The 21,627-nt window shown below is 72.4% G+C and carries 24 protein-coding genes and 3 tRNA genes; 22 read left to right on the forward strand and 5 right to left on the reverse strand.

From position 1 onward, the window contains the following. Positions 1–7 precede the first annotated feature (7 nt). The 9 genes from BKA05_RS01455 (at position 8) to rpmG (ending at position 7,306) form a co-directional block, all read left to right on the forward strand. Positions 8–2,419, forward strand: coding sequence for an FdhF/YdeP family oxidoreductase (locus tag BKA05_RS01455; RefSeq protein WP_179529832.1), 2,412 nt, complete (start codon positions 8–10; stop codon positions 2,417–2,419). Positions 2,420–2,439: 20 nt separating this feature from the next. Next, positions 2,440–3,444, forward strand: a complete 1,005-nt coding sequence (locus tag BKA05_RS01460) for a pirin family protein (protein ID WP_179529833.1) — start codon at positions 2,440–2,442, stop codon at positions 3,442–3,444. After that, positions 3,441–4,022: a DNA-3-methyladenine glycosylase I gene (locus BKA05_RS01465; RefSeq protein WP_179529834.1), complete on the forward strand. Its 582-nt coding sequence runs from the start codon at positions 3,441–3,443 to the stop codon at positions 4,020–4,022. Before BKA05_RS01460 ends, BKA05_RS01465 begins: the two co-directional genes overlap by 4 nt. 22 nt (positions 4,023–4,044) lie before the next feature. Then, a complete protein-coding gene (locus BKA05_RS01470; RefSeq protein WP_179529835.1) occupies positions 4,045–4,425 on the forward strand; it encodes a CidA/LrgA family protein in 381 nt (126 codons plus the stop codon). Then, entirely contained in the window at positions 4,422–5,114 is a 693-nt protein-coding gene (locus tag BKA05_RS01475; protein WP_179529836.1) for an LrgB family protein, read from the forward strand. The genes BKA05_RS01470 and BKA05_RS01475 overlap by 4 nt, the downstream gene beginning before the upstream one ends. A 27-nt stretch (positions 5,115–5,141) precedes the next feature. After that, positions 5,142–6,539 carry an amidase gene (locus BKA05_RS01480; protein ID WP_179529837.1) on the forward strand — a complete coding sequence of 466 codons (1,398 nt, stop codon included), beginning with the start codon at positions 5,142–5,144 and terminating at the stop codon, positions 6,537–6,539. Between the two features lie 356 nt (positions 6,540–6,895). Continuing rightward, positions 6,896–6,968: transfer RNA gene (locus BKA05_RS01485), tRNA-Thr, on the forward strand. Between the two features lie 50 nt (positions 6,969–7,018). After that, positions 7,019–7,095: transfer RNA gene (locus BKA05_RS01490), tRNA-Met, on the forward strand. A 40-nt stretch (positions 7,096–7,135) separates the two neighbouring features. Continuing rightward, the gene (rpmG, locus tag BKA05_RS01495) at positions 7,136–7,306 is read left to right on the forward strand and encodes a 50S ribosomal protein L33 (RefSeq protein WP_179529838.1); all 171 of its coding nucleotides are present in this window, start codon (positions 7,136–7,138) and stop codon (positions 7,304–7,306) included. A 113-nt stretch (positions 7,307–7,419) separates the two neighbouring features. Here rpmG and BKA05_RS01500 read toward each other — a convergent pair whose 3' ends face one another. Further along, positions 7,420–8,307 (reverse strand): hypothetical protein, encoded by an 888-nt coding sequence (locus BKA05_RS01500; RefSeq protein WP_218842210.1) that lies wholly within the window; start codon positions 8,305–8,307, stop codon positions 7,420–7,422. A 134-nt stretch (positions 8,308–8,441) separates the two neighbouring features. On the opposite strand from BKA05_RS01500, the gene BKA05_RS01505 reads away from it, so the two are divergent. The 3 genes from BKA05_RS01505 to BKA05_RS01515 are packed head-to-tail and all read left to right on the forward strand — an operon-like array spanning position 8,442 to position 10,274. Continuing rightward, positions 8,442–8,852, forward strand: a complete 411-nt coding sequence (locus BKA05_RS01505) for an FAS1-like dehydratase domain-containing protein (protein WP_179529840.1) — start codon at positions 8,442–8,444, stop codon at positions 8,850–8,852. Beyond that, positions 8,849–9,235 carry a MaoC/PaaZ C-terminal domain-containing protein gene (locus tag BKA05_RS01510; RefSeq protein WP_179529841.1) on the forward strand — a complete coding sequence of 129 codons (387 nt, stop codon included), beginning with the start codon at positions 8,849–8,851 and terminating at the stop codon, positions 9,233–9,235. Before BKA05_RS01505 ends, BKA05_RS01510 begins: the two co-directional genes overlap by 4 nt. Continuing rightward, on the forward strand, positions 9,228–10,274 hold the full coding sequence (locus BKA05_RS01515; protein WP_179529842.1) for a UDP-N-acetylmuramate dehydrogenase: 1,047 nt from the start codon (positions 9,228–9,230) through the stop codon (positions 10,272–10,274). The genes BKA05_RS01510 and BKA05_RS01515 overlap by 8 nt, the downstream gene beginning before the upstream one ends. An 18-nt stretch (positions 10,275–10,292) precedes the next feature. Here the strand turns inward: BKA05_RS01515 and BKA05_RS01520 are convergent, their stop codons facing one another. Both BKA05_RS01520 and BKA05_RS01525 read right to left on the reverse strand, forming a co-directional pair. Beyond that, a complete protein-coding gene (locus tag BKA05_RS01520) occupies positions 10,293–10,904 on the reverse strand; it encodes a DUF4190 domain-containing protein (protein WP_179529843.1) in 612 nt (203 codons plus the stop codon). A 22-nt stretch (positions 10,905–10,926) separates the two neighbouring features. Next, complete coding sequence (locus BKA05_RS01525) at positions 10,927–11,955, reverse strand: adenosine deaminase (RefSeq protein WP_179529844.1); 1,029 nt, start codon at positions 11,953–11,955, stop codon at positions 10,927–10,929. A 132-nt stretch (positions 11,956–12,087) separates the two neighbouring features. Here BKA05_RS01525 and BKA05_RS01530 point away from each other — a divergent pair. The 5 genes from BKA05_RS01530 (at position 12,088) to rplA (ending at position 14,805) form a co-directional block, all read left to right on the forward strand. Next, a tRNA-Trp gene (locus BKA05_RS01530) sits at positions 12,088–12,160 on the forward strand. A 65-nt stretch (positions 12,161–12,225) separates the two neighbouring features. Next, positions 12,226–12,459: a preprotein translocase subunit SecE gene (gene secE, locus BKA05_RS01535; RefSeq protein WP_179529845.1), complete on the forward strand. Its 234-nt coding sequence runs from the start codon at positions 12,226–12,228 to the stop codon at positions 12,457–12,459. Positions 12,460–12,563: 104 nt separating this feature from the next. Then, positions 12,564–13,412 (forward strand): transcription termination/antitermination protein NusG, encoded by an 849-nt coding sequence (nusG, locus tag BKA05_RS01540; RefSeq protein ID WP_179529846.1) that lies wholly within the window; start codon positions 12,564–12,566, stop codon positions 13,410–13,412. A gap of 152 nt (positions 13,413–13,564) precedes the next feature. Then, the gene (rplK, locus tag BKA05_RS01545; protein ID WP_179529847.1) at positions 13,565–13,993 is read left to right on the forward strand and encodes a 50S ribosomal protein L11; all 429 of its coding nucleotides are present in this window, start codon (positions 13,565–13,567) and stop codon (positions 13,991–13,993) included. A gap of 92 nt (positions 13,994–14,085) precedes the next feature. Beyond that, the gene (rplA, locus tag BKA05_RS01550) at positions 14,086–14,805 is read left to right on the forward strand and encodes a 50S ribosomal protein L1 (protein ID WP_179529848.1); all 720 of its coding nucleotides are present in this window, start codon (positions 14,086–14,088) and stop codon (positions 14,803–14,805) included. 507 nt (positions 14,806–15,312) lie between these two features. Here the strand turns inward: rplA and BKA05_RS01555 are convergent. Together BKA05_RS01555 and BKA05_RS01560 are read right to left on the reverse strand one after the other, a co-directional pair. Next, a complete protein-coding gene (locus tag BKA05_RS01555; protein WP_179529849.1) occupies positions 15,313–16,593 on the reverse strand; it encodes an aspartate aminotransferase type Ic in 1,281 nt (426 codons plus the stop codon). 58 nt (positions 16,594–16,651) lie between these two features. After that, positions 16,652–17,344 (reverse strand): DUF5995 family protein, encoded by a 693-nt coding sequence (locus tag BKA05_RS01560; protein WP_179529850.1) that lies wholly within the window; start codon positions 17,342–17,344, stop codon positions 16,652–16,654. Positions 17,345–17,583: 239 nt separating this feature from the next. On the opposite strand from BKA05_RS01560, the gene rplJ reads away from it, so the two are divergent. From rplJ to BKA05_RS01585, 5 genes are all read left to right on the forward strand, one after another. Next, positions 17,584–18,243, forward strand: coding sequence for a 50S ribosomal protein L10 (gene rplJ, locus BKA05_RS01565; RefSeq protein WP_179529851.1), 660 nt, complete (start codon positions 17,584–17,586; stop codon positions 18,241–18,243). Positions 18,244–18,330: 87 nt separating this feature from the next. Further along, on the forward strand, positions 18,331–18,723 hold the full coding sequence (gene rplL, locus BKA05_RS01570) for a 50S ribosomal protein L7/L12 (RefSeq protein ID WP_179529852.1): 393 nt from the start codon (positions 18,331–18,333) through the stop codon (positions 18,721–18,723). A 316-nt stretch (positions 18,724–19,039) separates the two neighbouring features. Beyond that, a complete protein-coding gene (locus BKA05_RS01575; RefSeq protein WP_179529853.1) occupies positions 19,040–19,993 on the forward strand; it encodes an ABC transporter ATP-binding protein in 954 nt (317 codons plus the stop codon). Between the two features lie 25 nt (positions 19,994–20,018). After that, positions 20,019–20,795 carry an MlaE family ABC transporter permease gene (locus BKA05_RS01580; RefSeq protein WP_179532915.1) on the forward strand — a complete coding sequence of 259 codons (777 nt, stop codon included), beginning with the start codon at positions 20,019–20,021 and terminating at the stop codon, positions 20,793–20,795. A 4-nt stretch (positions 20,796–20,799) separates the two neighbouring features. Next, positions 20,800–21,627 carry an MlaE family ABC transporter permease gene (locus tag BKA05_RS01585; RefSeq protein ID WP_179529854.1) on the forward strand — a complete coding sequence of 276 codons (828 nt, stop codon included), beginning with the start codon at positions 20,800–20,802 and terminating at the stop codon, positions 21,625–21,627.

Raw genomic sequence — 21,627 nt, forward strand, 5'->3', positions numbered from 1 at the left:
TGGGGGCATGCCTCTCGGTTGGAACCGCTCAGCCCCCCGTGACGACCTCGACGAGCGAGAGCTGCACGTGGGGGATCCCGAGGACCACGCCGCCGGGCCGACCGCGGTCGCGGTGGCGATGAAGCGGGCGGTCGAGCAGATGGGCCCGATCCGCACCGCGCGCACCCTGCTGCGGCTCAACCAGGTCGACGGGTTCGACTGCCAGGGCTGTGCCTGGCCGGACCCGGACGCGGGCCACCGGCACACCGCCGAGTTCTGCGAGAACGGCGCGAAGGCCGTGACCGAGGAGGCGACGCTGCGTCGCGTGGACCGCCGCTTCTTCGCCGACCACCCGGTCGCCGAGCTGGTCGAACGCACCGACTTCTGGCTGGGTCAGCAGGGCCGGCTCACCGAGCCGATGGTGCTCCGGCCGGGCGGGACGCACTACGAGCCGATCACCTGGGAGGACGCCTTCGAGGTCATCGCCTCGCACCTGCGCGAGCTCGCGAGCCCCGACGAGGCGATCTTCTACACCTCCGGGAAGACCTCCAACGAGGCCGCCTTCGCCTACCAGCTGCTCGCCCGCTCGCTGGGCACCAACAACCTCCCCGACTGCTCCAACATGTGCCACGAGTCGACCTCGGTCGGCCTCGCGGAGTCGATCGGCATCGGCAAGGGCTCGGTGAGCCTGCACGACGTCGAGACCGCCGAGCTGGTCGTGGTGGCCGGCCAGAACCCCGGCACCAACCACCCACGCATGCTCTCGGCCCTGGAGAAGGCCAAGCGGGGCGGCGGCAAGATCCTCGCGATCAACCCGCTGCGCGAGGCGGGCCTGGTGCGCTTCAAGAACCCGCAGAACCCCCGCGGCGTCGTCGGCCGGGGCACCGACCTGGCCGACCTGCACCTGCCGGTCCGCGTCAACGGCGACCTCGCCCTGTTCCAGGCGATCGGCGCGCTGCTGCTGGAGTGGGACGCCCTCGACCACGACTTCATCGAGCAGCACACCCACGGTTTCGAGGAGTACGCCGCCCACCTGCGCGAGCTGGACTGGGACGCCGTGCTCGCCGCGACCGGCCTCTCGCGTGCGCAGATCGAGGAGGCGGCCCAGATGTTCCGCGACTCCTCGGCCACCGTGCTGTGCTGGGCGATGGGCATCACCCAGCACCGCAACTCCGTGGCCACGGTCAAGGAGATCGCCAACGTCGCCTTCCTCCAGGGCAACATCGGCAAGCCGGGCGCGGGGCTGTGCCCCGTCCGTGGTCACTCCAACGTCCAGGGCGACCGCACGATGGGCATCTGGGAGCGCTCGCCCGAGCACTTCCTCAGGGCCGTCGAGGACGAGTTCGAGATCCCGGTGCCGCGCCGGCACGGCTACGACTCGGTCGCCTCCGTCAGGGCGCTCCACGACGGCGACGCCTCGGTGTTCATCGGGATGGGCGGCAACTTCGTGGCCGCCATCTCCGACACCGCCGTGACCGAGGAGGCCTTCCGGCGGGCCGCACTCACCGTGCACGTGTCCACCAAGCTCAACCGCTCCCACGTCGTCCACGGGCGGACCGCGCTCATCCTGCCCGCGCTGGGGCGCAGCGAGCGCGACCTGACCGGTGGCACCCGGCAGCGGGTGACCGTCGAGGACTCGATGTCGGCGGTGCACGCCTCGCACGGCCCGTTGGAGCCGGCCTCGGAGCACCTGCGCTCGGAGGTCGACATCATCTGCGGCATCGCCCTGGCCACCCTCGGCGCCGACCACGCCGTGCCGTGGGAGCGGTTCCGCGCCGACTACACCGAGATCCGGCACCGGATCTCGCGCGTGGTGCCCGGTGCCGCGGCGTACGCCGAGAAGGTCGACCAGCCCGGCGGGTTCGTGCTGCCGCACCCGCCGCGCGACAGCCGCACCTTCCCCACCCGGCAAGAGCGGGCGGTCTTCGCCGTCAGCCCGCTGGACGTGCTGCACGTCCCCGAGGGGCGGCTGCTGCTGCAGACCATGCGCAGCCACGACCAGTTCAACACCACGATCTACGGTCTCGACGACCGCTACCGCGGGGTGCGCAACGGGCGCCGCGTGGTCTTCGTGCACCCCGAGGACGTCACCGCCCTCGGGTTCGCCGACGGTGACCTGGTCGACCTGGTCAGCGAGTGGCGCGACCCCGACGACGATTCCTCCGCGGTCGTCGAGCGGGTCGCCCCGGCCTTCCGGGTCGTGGCCTACGAGCAGCCGCGCGGGTGCGCGGCGGCCTACTACCCCGAGACCAACCCGCTCGTCCCGCTCGCCTCGACCGCGCTGGGCAGCAACACCCCGACGTCGAAGTCGGTGGTGGTGCGCCTGGAGCGCACCACCCACGACGACGCCCGGCGCTGGTCCAGCGACGCCGGGCACGTGGTCCCGTCGGGCCGTGGCGACGAGGCCAAGCGGGTCGTCGAGCCGGACCAGCTGTCGTAGCCGGCTCCTAGGATCGGTCCATGACCCGCCTGGAGCCGCCCGCCGACGCGATGGACGAGGTGACCTGCTCCAGCCGCGACGGCGGGCAGGTCGAGGTGATGTCAGCCCGTGAGGTGCCGCTCGGCGGTCCCCGCGCGATGACGGTGCGCCGCACCCTCCCGCAGCGCTCGCGGACGCTGGTGGGCGCGTGGTGCTTCGTGGACCACTACGGCCCCGACCAGGTGGCCGAGAGCGGGGGCATGAAGGTCGCCCCTCACCCGCACACCGGGCTGCAGACGGTCTCGTGGCTGTTCACCGGGGAGATCGAGCACCGCGACTCCGCCGGCCACCACGCCATGGTGCGGCCCGGGGAGCTCAACCTGATGACGGCCGGGAGGGGGATCTCCCACTCCGAGGTCTCCACCGCGCGCACCACCACGCTGCACGGGGCGCAGCTGTGGGTGGCACTGCCGGCCGCCCACCGCGCGACCGACCCCGGCTTCACCCACTACGTGCCCGATCCGGTGGGCGGGCCCGGGTGGGAGGCCCGGGTCTTCCTCGGGTCGCTGCTGGGCAGCACGTCCCCGGTCACGACGTTCTCCCCGCTCGTGGGTGCCGAGCTGCTGCTCGAGGCGGGCACCAGCCTCGACCTCGACGTCGACCCCGCCCACGAGCACGCCGTGCTGGTCGATGCCGGCGCACCGGTGGTCGCCGGCGCGCCCACGACCCGCGGCGACCTCGCCTACCTCCCGACCGGTGCGGCCGGTGTGCGCGTCGAGGCGGGGGAGGAGCCGGTCCGCGCCCTGCTGCTCGGCGGCGAGCCGTTGGGCGAGGCGATCGTGATGTTCTGGAACTTCATCGGCGCCGACCACGACGAGGTCGCGGCGTACCGCGAGGAGTGGCAGGCCCAGATCACCCGGGACGGCGAGGTCGTCGCCGACTCCCAGGACGTCGCCGACGGGCGCTTCGGCACCGTCGTGGGCGACCACCACCGCCCCATCCCCGCGCCGGCGCTGCCCACCGTACGGCTCAAGGAGCGTCGGTGACGGGGCCGGTCGTCGGGGAGGACGGCCTGGCCCGCTGTCCGTGGGCGGCGGGTCCGGGGGAGATGCGCGACTACCACGACCACGAGTGGGGGCGTCCCATCGTCGGGGACGCCGCGTGGTTCGAGCGGCTGAGCCTCGAGGCCTTCCAGTCCGGCCTCTCGTGGGCGACCATCCTGCGCAAGCGCCCCGCCTTCCGGGCGGCCTTCGACGCCTTCGACCCCGAGCGGGTCGCGGGCTACGACGAGACCGACGTCGTCCGGCTGATGGGTGACGCGGGGATCGTCCGCAACCGCGCCAAGGTGCTCGCCGCGATCACCAACGCCCGGGCGTTGGTGGCCTTGCGCGAGGCACAGGGCGCCGACAGCCTGGAGCGGCTGGTGCGCGAGCACGCACCGCCGGTGGCGCCCGCCCCGCACGACACCGAGCAGCAGCAGACGACCTCCCCCGAGTCGGTGGCGCTCTCCAAGGCGCTGAAGAAGCGCGGCTTCACCTTCGTCGGGCCCACCACGATGTTCGCGCTGATGGAGGCCACCGGCGTCTTCGACCCCCACCTCGTGGGCTGCCACCGCCGCGGCTGATCCCGGCTGGGAGACTCACCGGGTGCGCGTCGTCCCCGGTCTGACCTGGCTGCTGGGCTGCCAGCTCGCCGGCGAGGTGCTCGCCCACGCGACCGGCGCGCCGGTCCCGGGTGCCGTGCTCGGGATGGTCGTCCTGCTGGTCGTCCTGCTGGTCCGCCGTCGGGAGGACACCTCCGCCCACGTCGCCGCCGACGCGCTGCTGCCGCACCTCCAGCTGCTGTTCATCGTCCCCGGGGTGGGGGTCGTGGCCTACGGCGCGGTGATCGCCGCGGACTGGCTGCCCATCGTCGTGGCCCTCGTCGGGTCGTGGGTGCTGGGCCTGGCCACGATCGGGCTCAGCGCGCAGGCGCTCACCCGCTGGGCCCCCCGGTCCCGCGGCCGGGCCGCAGGGGGCCCGCGATGAGGTGGGTCGTCGAGCAGCCGCTGACCTGGCTGGTGGCCACGTTGCTGGCCTACCGGGTCGGTGTGTGGCTGCTCGACCGCACCCGCCTCTCCGTGGCCCAGCCGGTGCTCGTGGCCGTCGTGCTGCTGGGGTCGGCCCTGCTGCTGCTCGACGTCGACCTCGGGATCTACGCCGAGGGCACCGCCGTGCTCACCTTCCTGCTCGGGCCGGCGACGGTCGCGCTGGCGGTGCCGCTGCACCGCCAGCTGCACCGGCTGCGCGGCTTCGCGCTGCCGATGCTGGTCGCCCTGGTGCTCGGGGTCCTGGTCTCCGTGGGGTCGGCGGTCCTGCTCGTCCAGCTCCTCGGTGGCTCCGAGGAGCTCGCACGCACCATGGCGCCCAAGGCCACGACGACGCCGGTCTCGCTCGCGCTGAGCGCCGAGATCGGCGGCATCCCCGCCCTCAGCGCGGTCCTCACCATCACCGCGGGCATCCTCGGGGCCGTGGCCGGACCGTGGGTGCTGGACCGGCTGCGGGTGCGCGAGCCCCGGGCGCGGGGGGTGGCGATCGGCGGGGTCTCCCACGGCATCGGCACGGCCAGGGCGCTGGCCGAGGACCCGGTGGAGGGCGCGTTCTCCGGGCTGTCCATGGGGCTGACCGCGCTGCTCACCAGCCTGCTCATCCCGCTGGTCGTCGCCCTGCTCCTCTGACCCGGTCGGCCCGCTACGGTCGGCGCCATGCCGCGCGTGCACGCCTTCACCGATGACGCCCTCCGCGACCTCGACGCCGTCGGGCTGGTCGCCGCCCTGCACGCCGGTGAGGTGTCGGCGCCCGAGGTGGTGGACGCGGCGATCGCGCGCACCGAGGCCGTCGACCCCGAGCTGGGGGCCGTCGCCTGGCGGGCGTGGGAGCGGGCGCGTGCGGAGGCACGCGACCTGCGGGGCGGGTTCTTCGCCGGCGTACCCACCTTCGTGAAGGACAACGTCGACGTCGCCGGGATGCCCACCCTGCAGGGCACCGACGCGTACGTCGGTGGGCCGGTCGCCCGCGACGGCGACTTCGCGCGGATGTACCTGGCCACCGGGCTGGTCGCCCTCGGCAAGACCCGGCTCTCGGAGTACGGTTTCAACGCCGCCGTCGAGCACCCCCGCCTCGGCCCGGTCCGCAACCCGTGGGACCCGGCCCGGACCGCCGGCGCCTCCTCCGCCGGGTCCGCGGCGCTCGTGGCTGCGGGGGCGGTGCCGATCGCGCACGCCAACGACGGCGGCGGCTCGATCCGGATCCCCGCGGCGGTCAACGGCCTGGTCGGGCTCAAGCCGACCCGTGGCCGGCTGGCCCAGGACGCGATGCTGCGCGGCCAGCCGGTGCGCATCGTGAGCGACGGCGTGGTCACGCGCTCGGTGCGGGACACCGCGGCACTGCTCCGGGAGGCCGAGAAGGTCTACCGCCCGCTGCGGCTCCCGCCGGTCGGTGACATCACCCGGCCCGGCCGCCAGCGGCTGCGGGTCGCGGTGCACACCGAGGGCGCCGGTCGCAGCGCGGACGCCGCCACCGCCGAGGCGACCTGGCGCACCGCCACGCTCCTGGAGGAGCTGGGCCACCACGTCGAGGAGGTACCGGCGCCGGTGCCGGACTCCTTCCCCGACGACTTCCTGCTCTACTGGGCCACGCTCGCCGGGGTCCTCGTGGCCGGCGGTCGGCGCAACCACGGCCGCACCTTCGACCGGTCCCGGCTCGACCCGCTGACGACGGGACTCGCCCGTCACGCCGCCCGCTCCGCGCACCGCATCCCGGGTGCGATCGCCCGGCTGCGCCGCTCCACCGCGCTGGCCGAGCGCTTCCACGAGCGGTGGGACGTCGCGCTCACGCCCACCCTCGGCTCGGCGACTCCACCGATCGGCCACCTCTCCCCGGAGCCGGGCTACGAGCAGGTCATGGAGCGGCTCATGGACTGGGTCGTGTTCACCCCCTGGCAGAACGCCACCGGCGCCCCCGCGGTCTCCCTGCCGCTGGCCACGACCCCCGACGGACTGCCGCTGGGGATGATGCTCGCCGCCGCCCCGGGTCGCGAGGCCCTTCTGCTGGAGCTGTCCTACGAGCTCGAGCAGGCCCACCCCTTCCCCACCCTCGCCTGACGCCGAGCCGGCGCATCAATACGCCGGTTCGACCCGTTGCCCTGCCGAGCCGGCGTATCAATACGCCGGCTCGACCCGCTGTCCCGCCGAGCCGGCGTATCAATACGCCGGTTCGACCCGATCCACCCACTCCCGCAGGTCGGGCATCGAACTGGCCCCCGACGCGGGTGGACGCGGGTGAGAGCGCTCGCCCGGGTCGCGAGGACGCGCTCTGCGAGGGCCCGGCCGCCGCCCTCCTCGGCGGGGGCGGAGGCGTCGCCGGAGGTGCCGTCAGGGGTGCCGTGGGGGGTGTGGAAGCAGGAGGTCACGCCCCGATTTTTCCCCACGGGGAAGACTCTGTATGGTTCTGCGTCGTTGCCCCTTTAGCTCAGTCGGCAGAGCGTCTCCATGGTAAGGAGAAGGTCTACGGTTCGATTCCGTAAAGGGGCTCTGGGTCGGGTCGGCGCCGGTCGAAGACCGGGGTCGACCCTCATCCATGTGGCGGGGTAGCTCAGGTGGTTAGAGCACACGGCTCATAATCGTGGTGTCGCGGGTTCGAGTCCCGCCCCCGCTACCACACTCTCCGCACACGGACTCCGATCAAGCAAGGAACCACCATGGCCAGCAAGAGCTCTGACGTTCGCCCCAAGATCACGCTCGCCTGCGTGGACTGCAAGGAGCGGAACTACATCACCAAGAAGAACCGTCGGAACAACCCCGACCGCATGGAGATGAAGAAGTTCTGCCCGCGTTGCCGGACGCACACCGACCACCGCGAGACCCGCTGACCCCAGCGCTCGTCGCGAACGCACGGCCCGCCAGGTCCTCCTGGCGGGCCGTCGGCGTTCGCCGGGCCCTGGAGCCCAGGCCCTGGCCCTTGGAGCCCGGGACCCCGGTTCCGTCAGTCGGCCGGGTCGCAGGTCGGCTCGGGCCAGGCGCCCACCCGCGAGGTGTCGAGCCTGGACAGCGTGGGGACGACGGGACGACCGCCGCGGGTCCAGAACGCTCGCGCGCTCGACTCGCTGACCACCCACACACCGGCCCGCGTGGCGACCATCCCCTCGGCCCCGGGGAGGAACGCGCGCGCTCGGCCGCCCGGGCCCTCCAGGACCCCGCACCTCGTGTGCGAGCGGGCGAACCACACCCCGGTGCGCCCGCCCATCCGAGCCCACACCGCCCCCTGCGCGTGGGAGGGCACCTTCCGCGACGCCACCGCGTCCGCCGCGCCCAGCGCCGTGACGCCGGGCGCCAGCACGTCAGTCACGCGGAACCAGTCCATCGCCGCACGACCCGGGTGCACCCGTGACGGACGGAAGCGCCCGAGACCGATCCGCCCGTCGGGTGCCAGGAGGCCGAACGAGCCCTGCACCGGGTCCTCGAGCCGCCAGACCCGCAGCACGTCCAGCGAGCCGGGGTCCAGCAGCCACAACCGCGAGCTCTCCGTGAGCCACAGGCCGTGCCGGTCCAGGGCCGCGCCGCCGCCGTGCCGGCAGCTCACCTCGGGCCCACCGGGCACGCTGCCCTCGACCCGCGGACGGTCGGCCAGCAGCCGCCCGGTGCGCAGGTCCACGCGCAGCACCCGGCACCACAACGAGCCCGGCTCACCCTCGTCGTAGCCGGTCAGCCAGGCGGTGCGCCCGCGCACCGCCACGCCCTGCGGCACGAACGCCGCGGCCCCGCGGGGCGCCCAGACGGCGGCGCAGACCGCGTCCGAGACGGGGAGCGGAGTGAGCCCGGCCCGGTCCGGCAGGTACGACGGGGCCCGGCCGCGGACGTCGGCGGACGTCACCGGTGGGCAGTCGGCCAACCGGGGGGACGGGCCGGACCCGGCCGGGTCCGGGTCGGCCGACGGCGTCGTGCACGCCCCGAGCAGTGCCAGGACCGTGGCCACGACCACGGCCGCGCGGGCCGTAGGTTGGACCCATGCCAGTCGACCCCTCGATCGTCGGTCGCTCCTTCCCATCCACGCGACCGTACCCCGTCACCGCCGAGGGCCTGCGCGCCTTCGCCGCCGCCACCGGAGGGGAGTGGGACGGGGGGCCGGCGCCGGCGACGTACCCGATCGTGATGGCCTTCGAGGCGATGAACGCCTTCCTCGAGGCCGAGCAGGTCCAGCTGCACCGCATCGTCCACGGCGAGCAGCGCTTCACCTACGAGCGTCCCGTGCGCGAGGGCGACGTCCTCACCGCGACACTCACCGTCGCCGGGCTCCGCCAGATCGGCGGCAACGACATCATCAGCACCACCAGCGAGGTCCTCGACGCCGACGGCGCGCTCGTGTGCACGACCGGCGCCACGCTGGTGCACCGCGCCGGGACGGAGGGCGACGCATGAGCCTGCCGAGCCGCACCTTCATCATCACCCGCGCCGACCTCGTCGCGTACGCCGCCGCGAGCGGCGACCACAACCCGATCCACCAGGACGAGGCGGTCGCGACGGCCGTGGGGCTGCCCGGGGTCATCGCGCACGGGATGTACACCATGGCGCTGGCCGCCCGCGCCGTCGCCGACTGGTTCCCCGATCGCGAGGTCGTCTCCCTGGGCTGCAAGTTCACCGCCCCGGTCGTGGTGCCGGCCGAGGGCGGCGTCGAGGTGCTCGTGGAGGGCCAGGAGAAGCCGGGCGACGACGGCACCACCACCGTCGCCCTGACCGTCACCTGCGGCGGCACCAAGGTGCTGGGCGTGCCCAAGGCCGTGCTGGGGCCGGTCCGTGGCTGAGGCCCCCGCCCTGCGCGACCGCACCACGCTGCGTCTCGGCGGCCCCGCGCGACGCTGGGTCACCGCCACGACCGAGGCCGAGCTGGTCGAGGCCGTGCGCGCCGCCGACGACGCGGGCGAGCCGGTCCTGGTGCTCGGTGGCGGGAGCAACCTCGTCGTCGCCGACGAGGGCTTCGCGGGCACGGTGGTCGAGGTGGCCACCCGCGGCATCCGCAGCGACGTCGAGGACGACGACCCGACGTGCGGCGGCGCGATGGTGACCGTCGCGGCGGGGGAGTCGTGGGACGCCTTCGTCGCCACCGCCGTCGAGCGCGGCTGGGTCGGCGTGGAGGCGCTGTCCGGCATCCCCGGGTCGGTCGGCGCGACGCCGATCCAGAACGTCGGCGCCTACGGCCAGGACGTCTCCCAGACCATCGCCCAGGTGCGCGCGTGGGACCGCCGCGAGCGGACGTTCCGCACCTTCGCCCACGCCGAGTGCGACTTCGGCTACCGCCACTCGCGGTTCAAGTCCGACCCCGGCCGCCACGTGGTGGTGTCGGTGACCTTCCAGCTGCGGCAGGGCAGCCTCGGCGCCCCGGTCGCGTACGCCGAGCTGGCCCGCGCCCTCGGGGTCGAGACCGGCCAGCGGGCGCCTCTCGCCGAGGTGCGCGCCGCCGTCCTCGCGCTGCGGGGCGGCAAGGGGATGGTCCTCGACGCCGGCGACCACGACACGTGGAGCGCCGGCTCGTTCTTCACCAACCCCGTGCTCGACGCCGCCGACGTGCCCGAGGGGGCACCGGCGTGGCCGCAGCCCGACGGCACCGTCAAGACCAGCGCCGCCTGGCTCATCGAGCACGCCGGGCTGCCCAAGGGTTGGGGCGCCGAGGTGACCGGCGGGCGCGCGACGCTGTCCACCAAGCACACCCTCGCGCTGACCAACCGCGGCGGTGCGACGACCGCCGACCTGCTCGGTCTCGCGCGGGCGGTGCAGGAGCGGGTCGACCAGCGCTTCGGCGTACGCCTGGTCAACGAGCCGGTGCTCGTCGGCTGCACCCTCTGACGAGGGCGCAGCCGGTCGTCAGTAGCCGGAGGTCCCCGCCGCGATCGCGATGATGGCGACGAACGCCAGCACGCCCAGCGCGAGCAGCACGGTCGCGATGATGCCCAGGATCATCCCGGCGCTGGCCTCGCTGCGCCCGCCGAGCTGGCCGCCGGCCTCGTCGATCTCGCGCCGGACCCGGGAGCCGAGGAACCAGGCGTAGGGCCCCACCAGCAGCGGCAGGCCGCACACGAAGCCCCCGCCCAGCGCCACGATGCCCCACACCAGGGAGGCGTTGGCCTGGGGGTGCGACGGCACCGACGGGAAGGGCTGGTAGCCCGGCTGCTGGGCATAGGGCTGCCCGTAGGGCTGGCCGTACTGCTGGCCGTACTGCTGGCCGTAGGGCTGCTGGGCCGGCGGCGGGTAGCCCTGCGTGCCGTAGCCCGGCTGCCCCCACTGCGGCTGTCCCTGGCCGTACGGCGGCGGGGTGCCCTGACCCTGCTGAGGCTGCTGGCCCTCCTGGGCCGCCCGCTCCGGGTCGGCGTAGGGGTTCGTCGGGTACGACGGCGGGGTCGGCGGCTGGTTGGCCCCACTGCCGTAGGGCTGGTGGGTCCAGGGCGTGTTGTCGTCCTCGGGCTCGCGATCGCTCACGGGGCCATCCTCGCAGAGGCGATCAGGGCGAGGGCTCGTCCGGACCGGCGAGCCACGCGTCGATGCCGGCCAGCAGGCGGGTCCGCACGTCCGAGGGGGCTCGCGAGGCCCGCACCGACATCCGGGCCAGCTCGGCCAGCGTGGCGTCGTCGAGGTCGTGGGCGGCGCGCATCGTGGCGTACTGCGCGGCCAACCGGGAGCCGAACAGCAGCGGGTCGTCGGCGCCCAGCGCGATCGTCGCGCCGGCCGCGAGCAGCTGGGGGAGCGGCACCGAGGTGAGGTCGGAGTAGACCCCCAGGGCGACGTTGGAGACCGGGCAGACCTCCAGGGCGACACCGCAGGAGACGACCCGCTCCAGGAGCTCGGGGTCCTCGACGGAGCGCACGCCGTGACCGAGGCGGTCGGCGTGCAGGTGGTCCAGGCAGGTGCGGACGTGGTCGGCGCCCAGCAGCTCCCCGCCGTGCGGCGCGAGCATCAGCCCCGCCCGCTCGGCGATGGCGAACGCCGGCCCGAAGTCCTCGGTGGTGCCCCGGCGCTCGTCGTTGGACAGCCCGAAGCCGACGACGCCTCTCCCGGCGTACTGCGCGGCCAGGCGAGCCAGCGTCCGGGCGTCGAGGGGGTGACGGGTCCGGTTGGCCGCGATCACCACGGCCATCCCGAGGCCGGTCTCCCGCGACGCCTCGACCACCGCGTCCAGGACCAGGTCGGTGAAGGCGGTGATGCCGCCGAAGCGCGCGGCGTAGCCGCTGGGGTCCACCTGGATCTCCAGCCACCCGCCCCCGTCACGTACGTCGTCCTCGGCCGCCTCCCGGACCAGTCGGCGCACGTCGCCCTCGGTCCGCAGCACCGAGCGCGCGACGTCGTAGAGCCGCTGGAAGCGGAACCAGCCCTTCTCGTCGGCGGCGGAGAGGTGCGGCGGCCACTCGGAGACCAGCGACTCCGGCAGGGAGATGCCGTCGCGCTCGGCCAGCTCCAGCAGCGTCCCGTGCCGCATGGAGCCGGTGAAGTGCAGGTGCAGGTGCGCCTTGGGCAGCAGGTGGAGGTCGCGCACGGCGCCACCCTAGGCGTCGCCGCCACGCCCGTCGGGCGGCGGGCGTTTGGACGCGGCGTGGACGGCACCCGTAGACTCCCCGCTTGGTGGTCTCCCCCCATGCTTCGGCATGCCCCGGGGGTGGACCGTCGGAGGGCACTAGCTCAACTGGCAGAGCATCGGTCTCCAAAACCGAAGGTTGGGGGTTCAAGTCCCTCGTGCCCTGCAGGACGCAGCGACCACACGGTCGGCTGCGAGCAGCACCAGCAACGATGCGAGAGAGGTGGCGGCGTGACGGACAACGCGGTCCGCGACGACAAGCCCGTGCGCACCAGCCCGGTGACCTTCTACCGGCAGGTCGTCGCCGAGCTGCGCAAGGTCGTCTGGCCCACCCAGGACCAGCTGGTCACCTACTTCTTCGTGGTGATGGTGTTCGTGCTGGTGATGATGGCGATCATCTCGGCCCTCGACCTCGGTCTGGGCCGCCTGGCGTTCGCGGTGTTCGGCGGCAACGCCGACCAGTGAGCCCAGACCGGCGGTGAGCCCGGCGAGGCCGGACCTCGCAGCCACCACCCGCGGGCGGCCACCCGCACCCGGCCCGGCCACGAGCCCGGGCGACGTACGACGTGATGGAGCAGGACGTGACTGAGCAGTTCGAGCCGGCGGAGACCGACGGCACCCTCGACGAGACCGTCGTGGACGCAGCCGACGACAGCGCCGAGGAGACCGTCGAGGTCGCCGATGGCGCTGAGGAGACCGCCGACCAGGTCGACGGCGACGCCGACCAGGTCGACGGCGACGCCGACCAGGACGACGCCGACGAGGACGAGCAGGCCGAGGAGCCCGACGCGGACGACCCGCTGGAGAAGTTCCGTCGCGAGCTGTGGGCCAAGCCCGGCGACTGGTTCGTGGTGCACACCTACTCCGGCATGGAGAACCGGGTGAAGCAGAACCTCGAGAACCGCGCCATCTCCCTCAACATGGAGGACTACATCCACGAGATCGTGGTCCCCACCGAGGAGGTCGCGGAGATCAAGAACGGCCAGCGCAAGATGGTCAAGCGCACCGTGCTCCCCGGTTACGTCCTGGTCCGCATGGACCTCACCGACGAGTCCTGGTCCGCGGTGCGCCACACGCCCTCGGTCACCGGCTTCGTCGGCAACTCCCACCAGCCGGTCCCGTTGACGATGAGCGAGGTCGAGGACATGCTGGCCCCCGCCGTCGTGGCCCGCGCCGAGGCCGAGGCCGTCGCGGCCGGCACCGCCCCCGTCGGCTCGCCCACCACCGCGAAGAAGCCGGTCGAGGTCGCGGACTTCTCGGTCTCCGACTCCGTGATGGTCGTCGACGGCCCGTTCGCCACGCTGCACGCGACGATCACCGAGATCAACGCCGAGAGCCAGCGCGTCAAGGCGCTCGTCGAGATCTTCGGCCGGGAGACCCCGGTCGAGCTGTCCTTCAGCCAGATCCAGCGCGTCTGACGCACCGGTCGGGCGGCGCCGCCGCCCGACCCCGCAGATTTGGGCGGACCCCCGGCTCCGTCCCACAATGATCGCTGCGCCTCCGGTTGGCGCAGGTGGCAGAGGCCGCACACGGCGGCCTCGACATGACCACGAGAAGAAAGAGAAGCAGCATGCCTCCGAAGAAGAAGATCGCTGCCCTGGTCAAGGTGCAGCTCCAGGCCGGCGCCGCCTCCCCGGCCCCGCCGGTCGGTACCGCCCTGGGTCCCCACGGCGTCAACATCATGGACTTCTGCAAGGCGTACAACGCCCAGACCGAGTCCATGCGCGGCAACGTCATCCCGGTCGAGATCACGATCTACGAGGACCGGTCCTTCGACTTCATCACGAAGACGCCGCCGGCCGCCGAGCTGATCAAGAAGGCCGCCGGTCTGAAGAAGGGCTCCTCGGTCCCGCACAAGGAGAAGGTCGGCAAGCTGACCAAGGACCAGGTGCGCGAGATCGCCCAGACGAAGCTCCCCGACCTCAACGCGAACGACATCGACGCCGCGATGAAGATCGTCGAGGGCACCGCCCGCTCGATGGGCATCACGACCGACTGACGTCCCGGGGCACCGCCCCGACGTCGCACCCCTGTGGCAGGGCCGCGCTGGCCCGAGCGACCACACCTGGACCGAGAAGAGAGAACCCAGACATGCAGCGCAGCAAGACCTACCGCGCAGCGGCCGCCTCGTTCGACAAGGACGAGGTCTTCGCCCCGCTCGCCGCGATCAAGATCGCCAAGACCACCTCGAAGAAGAAGTTCGACGAGACCGTCGACGTCGTGATGCGTCTCGGCGTCGACCCCCGCAAGGCCGACCAGATGGTGCGCGGCACCGTCAACCTGCCCCACGGCACCGGCAAGACCGCCAAGGTCCTCGTCTTCGCCGTCGGTGACAAGGCCCAGGCCGCCCTCGACGCCGGTGCCGACGAGGTCGGTGGCGACGAGCTGATCGAGAAGGTGGCCGGCGGCTACCTCGACTTCGACGCCGTGGTCGCCACCCCGGACCTCATGGGCAAGGTCGGCCGCCTCGGCCGCGTGCTCGGTCCCCGTGGCCTCATGCCGAACCCGAAGACCGGCACCGTGACGCCCGACCCGGCCAAGGCCGTGACGGACATCAAGGGCGGCAAGATCGAGTTCCGCGTCGACCGCCACGCCAACCTGCACTTCATCATCGGCAAGGCGTCGTTCTCCGAGGCCGCGCTGGCCGAGAACTACGCCGCCGCCCTCGAGGAGGTGCTGCGTCTCAAGCCGGCCAGCTCCAAGGGCCGCTACATCAAGAAGATCACGGTCTCGACCACCATGGGCCCCGGCGTCCAGGTCGACCCGAACCGCACCAAGAACGTCGCCGCCGAGGACGAGGCCAGCGCCTGAGTCCACGCGGTCGACACCGCTGTACGCCGAAGGCCCGGTCCCCGCGAGGGGGCCGGGCCTTCGTGTCGTTCTCCGTGGCTGGGTGGGTGGTGTCGCCCGGGATGGTGGTGTCGGGGCGCCGCCCCGCGGGAGTGGGGCGACGGCGGTGGGCCCGCCACACCCCCTTCGTCGGAACCACCCCTCTCGCTCGTTCCTCACGAGAGGGGGCCAGGCCCGTCCACCCTCCTCCGGGGGCGCGGCGGGCCCACCGCCGACGCCGCTGACGCGGCGCGGCGCCCCGGCACCGTGGAGACCTCAAGCGTGCGGGTCGGACCTGCGGGCGGGCACGAGGGCGGAGCGGTACACGGACGCACGCACCCCCGCCGGAGGGTGGCGGGATTGGCCCCCCTGGAGCGACGAAGGAGCGGAAGGGGTGGATCCCTCCGGCGGGGGTGTGGGCGACCGGGAGCCGCTCCGCCCCCAACACCCCGTCGGGGGTCCGAGCCCTGCTCCGCCACCCACAGCGCGTCAGCGGGTGAGCGCCTCCGCGGCGGCGAGCGCCACGCAGGTGGCGACGCCGGCCATGGCGGTCTCGACCTGCTCCAGCGGCGGGAAGGTGGGGGCGAGGCGGATGTTGCGGTCGCGCGGGTCCTGGCCGTGGGGGAAGGACGCGCCGGCGGGGGTGAGGGCGATACCGGCCTCCTTGGCCAGCTGCACGACCCGGGTGGCGGTGCCGTCCATGACGTCGAGGTTCACGAAGTAGCCGCCGGTCGGCTCGGTCCACTCGGCGACCTCGAGCCCGGCGAGCTCGGCGGTCAGGGCGGCCTGCACCGCGGCGAACTTCGGCGCGATGAGCTCGCGGTGCTTGCGCATGTGGGCCCGCACGCCGTCGGCGTCGCCGAAGAACTGCACGTGGCGCAGGTGGTTGACCTTGTCGGGGCCGATGGAGGCCATGCCGAGGTGCTTCAGGAACCACGCCTTGTTGGTCTCGGACATCGCCATCACTGCGACGCCGGCGCCGGCGAAGGTGATCTTGGAGGTCGAGGCGAACATGATCGGCCGGTCGGGGTGGCCGTTGGCGGCGGCAATCGAGAGGGCGTCGGCGCTCTTGACCTCGGTGTCGGTGAGGTGGTGCAGCGCGTAGGCGTTGTCCCAGAAGACCCGGAAGTCCGGGGCCGCGGTCGGCATCGACATCAGGGCGGTCGCGACCTCGACCGAGCAGGTGGCGCCGGTCGGGTTGGCGTACGTCGGGACGATCCACAGGCCCTTGACCGACGGGTCGTCGGCGACCAGCGCCCGGACCGCCTCGACGTCGGGGCCGTCCTCGTTCATCGGGACGGTCACCATCTCGATGCCGAAGTCGGCCAGCATCGAGAAGTGCCGGTCGTAGCCGGGGACGGGGCAGACGAACTTCACGACCGGCTCGTCCTTCCACGCCCGCTCCGAGCCGGGGCCGCCCCACAGCAGTAGGTCGGTGAGCGCCTGGTGCATCATCGTGAGGCTGGAGTTGCCGCCGCAGATGACCTGGGCGGTCTCCACGCCCAGCAGCTCGGCGAACATCTCGCGCAGCTCCAGGAGCCCCTCGAGCCCGCCGTAGTTGCGCACGTCCGCGCCGCTGCGGTCGGTGTGCCCGGTCGGGAGCGAGAGCAGCGCCTCGGAGAGGTCGAGCTGGTCGCTCGCCGGCTTGCCGCGCGTGAGGTCGAGCGAGAGCCCGCGGTCCTTGAGCTCGGCGTACGCCGCCTGCTTGTCGGCGAGGAAGGCAGCCAGCTCGTCGGCGGAGAGGGAGGACAGGGGCGCGCGCTCGGTCATGGCCCCGATCCTGCCAGCCCCGCCGGCGGGCCCGGTGGGGGTGTCCGCCGGGACAGGCTCAGATCAGGATGCCGCGGCTGGCCAGGCCCACGCCGCGCCCGAGGTTGCCGCGGAACATCGCGTCCAGTCGCGGGTTGTCGGCGAGGTCCCACAACATCTGCGCCACCTGCCAGGCGCCGGCCCGGGCGACGTGGATGCCGAACATCGCGAAGCCGTCGTCGAGGCGCCCGCCGATCTCGTCGAGCCGGGCCACGACGCCGTTGGAGAACCACGACTTGATCTCGTCCGCGGCCTCCTCCAGCACGCTGTTGGTCGTGGAGAAGTCCACGTGCTCGGGGCTGTCGTCGACCGGGTCGACGCCGAGCTCCCGGCAGGTCAGCACCACCGCGGAGGGCAGGTCGTGGCAGATGTGGGCGTTCATGCCGGCCAGGGCGAACTGGATCGGGTGGGTCCGTGGCTTGCGGCGGTTGTCGAAGAGCGGCGCCCAGGCGTCGTTGACCTCGCGGCCGTCGAGGTCGGCGGCGTAGGCGTCGAAGAACAGGTTGGCGAAGTGCACGTCGAGGCGCCCGAGGAACGGACCGGCCCCGAACCTGCCCTGGTCGATCGCGACGTCGACGAGCCGGGTGACCTGCTGGTACATCCGGTTGAACGTCGCCACGCCGTCCTCGGACGGGAGGGCGGCCTCGATCGTCGCCATCCGCTCCAGGACGTCGTCGATGCTCTGGGCGTCGGCCCAGCCGGTGCTCGTCATGGTCCGACCATGCCCGATTTGGCGGGCTCGTGGGTTGCACCTATCGTTACGTCCCGTAACCAGAGACCGCCGGTCGTCCGGCTGCCCAGGCAGTCGGTCCGAAGGCCCCGCGAGAGCGGGCGACCTGCGCAGGTGAGCAGAGCAGCCGGCCCCGCCGGTCCACGCCCTGAGCACCTGTGCTCGGGGCGTTCGTCATTCCACGGGTGCCCGCGGTCTCTCCAGCAGAAGTGAGGAGACCCATGGCGCGGGCAGACAAGCAGGCGGCCGTCGCGGAGATCGTTGAGTCGTTCAACGCCTCCGCAGGTGCCGTGCTGACCGAGTACCGCGGTCTCACCGTGAAGGAGCTGCAGGACCTCCGTCGCTCCCTCGGCGAGAACGCTTCGTACGCCGTGGTCAAGAACACGCTGGCCAAGCTGGCCGCCGACGAGGTCGGGATCTCCGGCTTCGACGAGCTGCTGACCGGTCCCACCGCGATCGCCTTCATCAACGGCGACGTGGTCGAGGCCGCCAAGGGCCTGCGTGACTTTGCCAAGGCCAACCCCACCCTCGTGATCAAGGGTGGCGTCCTCGACGGCCAGCCCCTCGACGCGGCCGAGATCGCCAAGCTGGCGGACCTCGAGTCCCGTGAGGTGCTGCTGGGCAAGCTGGCCGGCGCGATGCTCGCGTCGCTCAGCCAGGCCGTCTACCTGCTCAACGCGCCGATCGCCCAGGCCGCCCGCCTCGCGGGTGCGCTGCAGGCCAAGGCCGAGCAGGACCCCTCGATCCTCGCAGGTGGTGCCGGTACGCCGGTCGCCGCCGAGGAGGCCCCCGCCGCGGAGGACACCGCGGCCGAGGCCCCCGCCGACGAGGCCCCGGCTGCCGCCGAGGCCTCTGACGAGGGCGACACCGCCGAGGCCTGAGCCACCAGGCTCCGACCCCGGCACACCACCACCTGAAACCCGGCCGACGACCGAGATGTCGCGGCCACCAACGGAAGGAACGCCATCATGGCGAAGCTGAGCACTGACGAGCTCCTCGACGCGTTCAAGGAGATGACCCTCATCGAGCTCTCCGAGTTCGTGAAGCAGTTCGAGGACACCTTCGGCGTCACCGCCGCCGCCCCGGTCGCCGTGGCCGCCGCTCCCGCCGCCGGCGGTGCCGGTGGTGGCGAGGCCGCCGCTGCCGAGCAGGACGAGTTCGACGTCATCCTCGAGGCCGCTGGTGACAAGAAGATCAACGTCATCAAGGAGGTGCGCGCCCTGACCTCGCTCGGTCTGAAGGAGGCCAAGGAGCTCGTCGAGGCCGCCCCGAAGCCGATCCTGGAGAAGGTCGCCAAGGACGCCGCTGAGAAGGCCAAGGAGGCCCTCGAGGGCGCCGGCGCCACCGTCACCGTCAAGTGACCCCCTGACCGGTGGGCGGCCCAGGCCGCCCTCGGTCGCACCGACGGCCCCGTTTCCCTCGTGGGAGCGGGGCCGTCAGGCATTTGTGCAGGTCGCAGGCAGCTTCGGGGTGGTCCGGCCCGAGCAGCGGGCGTACCCGCCGGGGGATAGCGCCCACGGGACCGTGGACACGTCTCGGTGATCGGCGTCTGAGTGACGCCGACGACAAAGTGACGTAACCTCGCCGCGGTAACGGCGTTGTTACCCGTGAGTGTGGTCACCTCCCCGACGGGGCGTGGTGGACGCTGCAGCCGCAGGACGAAGGGGAGTCACGTACATGGGCGTGGAGATCAAGGTCGAGAACCTGACCAAGTCCTTCGGGAAGCAGCTGATCTGGGGGGACGTGACGCTGACCGTCCCCGCCGGCGAGATCTGCGTGATGCTCGGCCCCTCGGGCACCGGCAAGTCGGTGTTCCTGAAGACGCTGATCGGTCTGCTGAAGCCCGACCAGGGCTCGATCATCATCGAGGGCACCGACATCGCCTCCTGCTCCGAGCGTGAGCTCTACGAGATCCGCAAGCTCTTCGGCGTGCTGTTCCAGGACGGCGCGATGTTCGGCTCGATGAACCTCTACGACAACGTCGCCTTCCCGCTGCGCGAGCACACCAAGAAGTCCGAGTCCGAGGTCCGCTCCATCGTGATGGAGAAGATGGACCTCGTCGGTCTCCTCGGCGCCGAGGACAAGCTTCCCGGTGAGATCTCCGGCGGCATGCGCAAGCGCGCCGGCCTGGCCCGCGCGCTGGTGCTCGACCCCGAGATCGTCCTCTTCGACGAGCCCGACTCCGGCCTCGACCCGGTCCGCACCGCGTTCCTCAACCAGCTGATCGTCGACCTCAACGCCCAGATCGACGCGACGTTCCTGATCGTCACCCACGACATCAACACCGCTCGCACGGTGCCCGACAACATCGGCCTGCTCTACCACAAGCACCTGGCGATGTTCGGCCCGCGCGAGATGCTGCTCAGCTCCGAGGAGCCGGTGGTGCGCCAGTTCCTCAACGCCCAGCGCGTCGGCCCCATCGGCATGTCCGAGGAGAAGGACGCCGACGAGCTGGCGGCCGAGGCCGACCAGGAGCTGCCCCCGCTGCCGCCGATCCCGATGCAGCTCGAGCCCTCGAACGGCATCCCGCGCCGCTCCCAGCGCGAGCCGGGTGCCTGGTGCCGCGACAACGGCGTGACGCCCCCGCCGGGGTCGTTCGAGGAGAACATGACCATGACCACGGGCGCCTGAGGAGTACGAGACACACGTGGCGTCCATGACCGCGACCAGGGTGCTCGCCCCGGTCGGGGCCGCAGGCAAGCTCTTCGCCTTCGGCCTCGACGTGGGACGGGCCCTGTTCCGTCGCCCCTTCCAGCTCCGCGAGTTCATCCAGCAGGCCTGGTTCATCGCGTCGGTGACGATCATCCCCACCGCGCTGGTGGCCATCCCCTTCGGCGCGGTCATCGCGCTGCAGGTGGGCGGGCTCATCAAGCAGTTCGGGGCGCAGTCCTTCACCGGCTCGGCCTCCGTGCTGGCGGTCGTCCAGCAGGCCGCACCGATCGCGACGGCGCTGCTCATCGCAGGAGCGGGCGGGTCGGCGATCGCCGCCGACCTCGGTGCCCGCAAGATCCGCGAGGAGCTCGACGCCATGATGGTGCTGGGCATCGACCCGATCCAGCGCCTCGTGGTGCCCCGGGTGCTCGCGGCCATGCTCGTCGCCGTCTTCCTCAACGGCCTGGTCTCGGTGGTCGGCGTGGCCGGCGGCTACGTCTTCAACGTCGTGCTCCAGGACGGGACGCCGGGCGCCTACATCGCCAGCTTCACCGCCCTGGCCCAGCTGCCAGACCTGTGGGTCGGCCTGGTGAAGGCGACGATCTTCGGTCTGATCGCAGCGGTGGTGGCCGCCTACAAGGGCATGAACGCGGCCGGCGGACCCAAGGGCGTGGGTGATGCGGTGAACGAGTCCGTGGTCATCACCTTCGTCCTGCTGTTCATCGTCAACTTCGTCATCAGTGCGATCTACCTCCAGGTCGTCCCCCCGAAGACGGGCTGATCCCATGGCGAACCTCAAGGCGGTCTACACCAAGCCCCTCTCGTCCCTCGACGACCTGGGCCAGCAGCTCGCGTTCTACATCCGGGCCCTCGTGGCGGCGCCCCGTGCAGCGGTGCGCTACCAGAAGGAGGTCCTGCGGATCCTCGCCGAGGTCACCCTCGGCTCCGGCTCCCTGGCCGTCATCGGCGGCACCGTGGGCGTCATCGTGTCGATGACGTTCTTCACCGGCGCGCAGGTCGGCCTCTCCGGGTACGCCGCGCTCGACCAGATCGGCACGGCCCCGTTCGCCGGGTTCGTCTCGGCGTACTTCAACACCCGCGAGATCGCGCCGCTGGTCGCGGGCATCGCGCTGGCTGCGACCGTGGGCTGCGGCTTCACCGCCCAGCTCGGCGCGATGCGCATCTCCGAGGAGATCGACGCCGTCGAGGTGATGGCGATCCCGTCGATGCAGTACCTCGTCTCCACGCGCATCGTCGGCGGCCTGATCGCGATCATCCCGCTCTACGTCGTGGGCCTGCTCTCCTCCTACTTCGCCACGCGCCTGACCGTGATCCAGTTCTACGGACAGTCCGCGGGCACCTACGACCACTACTTCAACCAGTTCCTGCCGCCCGGCGACGTGCTGTGGTCCTTCGGCAAGGTGCTGGTCTTCGCCGTCACCGTGATCCTGATCCACTGCTACTACGGCTACACCGCCTCCGGCGGCCCGGCCGGGGTCGGCGTGGCCGTGGGACGCGCGGTGCGGACGTCCATCGTGGCCGTGAACGTCATCGACCTGTTCTTGTCGATGGCGATCTGGGGCACCACCACGACCGTGAGACTGGCGGGCTAG

It is taken from the genome of Nocardioides marinus, assembly GCF_013408145.1.
GTDB lineage: Bacteria > Actinomycetota > Actinomycetes > Propionibacteriales > Nocardioidaceae > Nocardioides > Nocardioides marinus.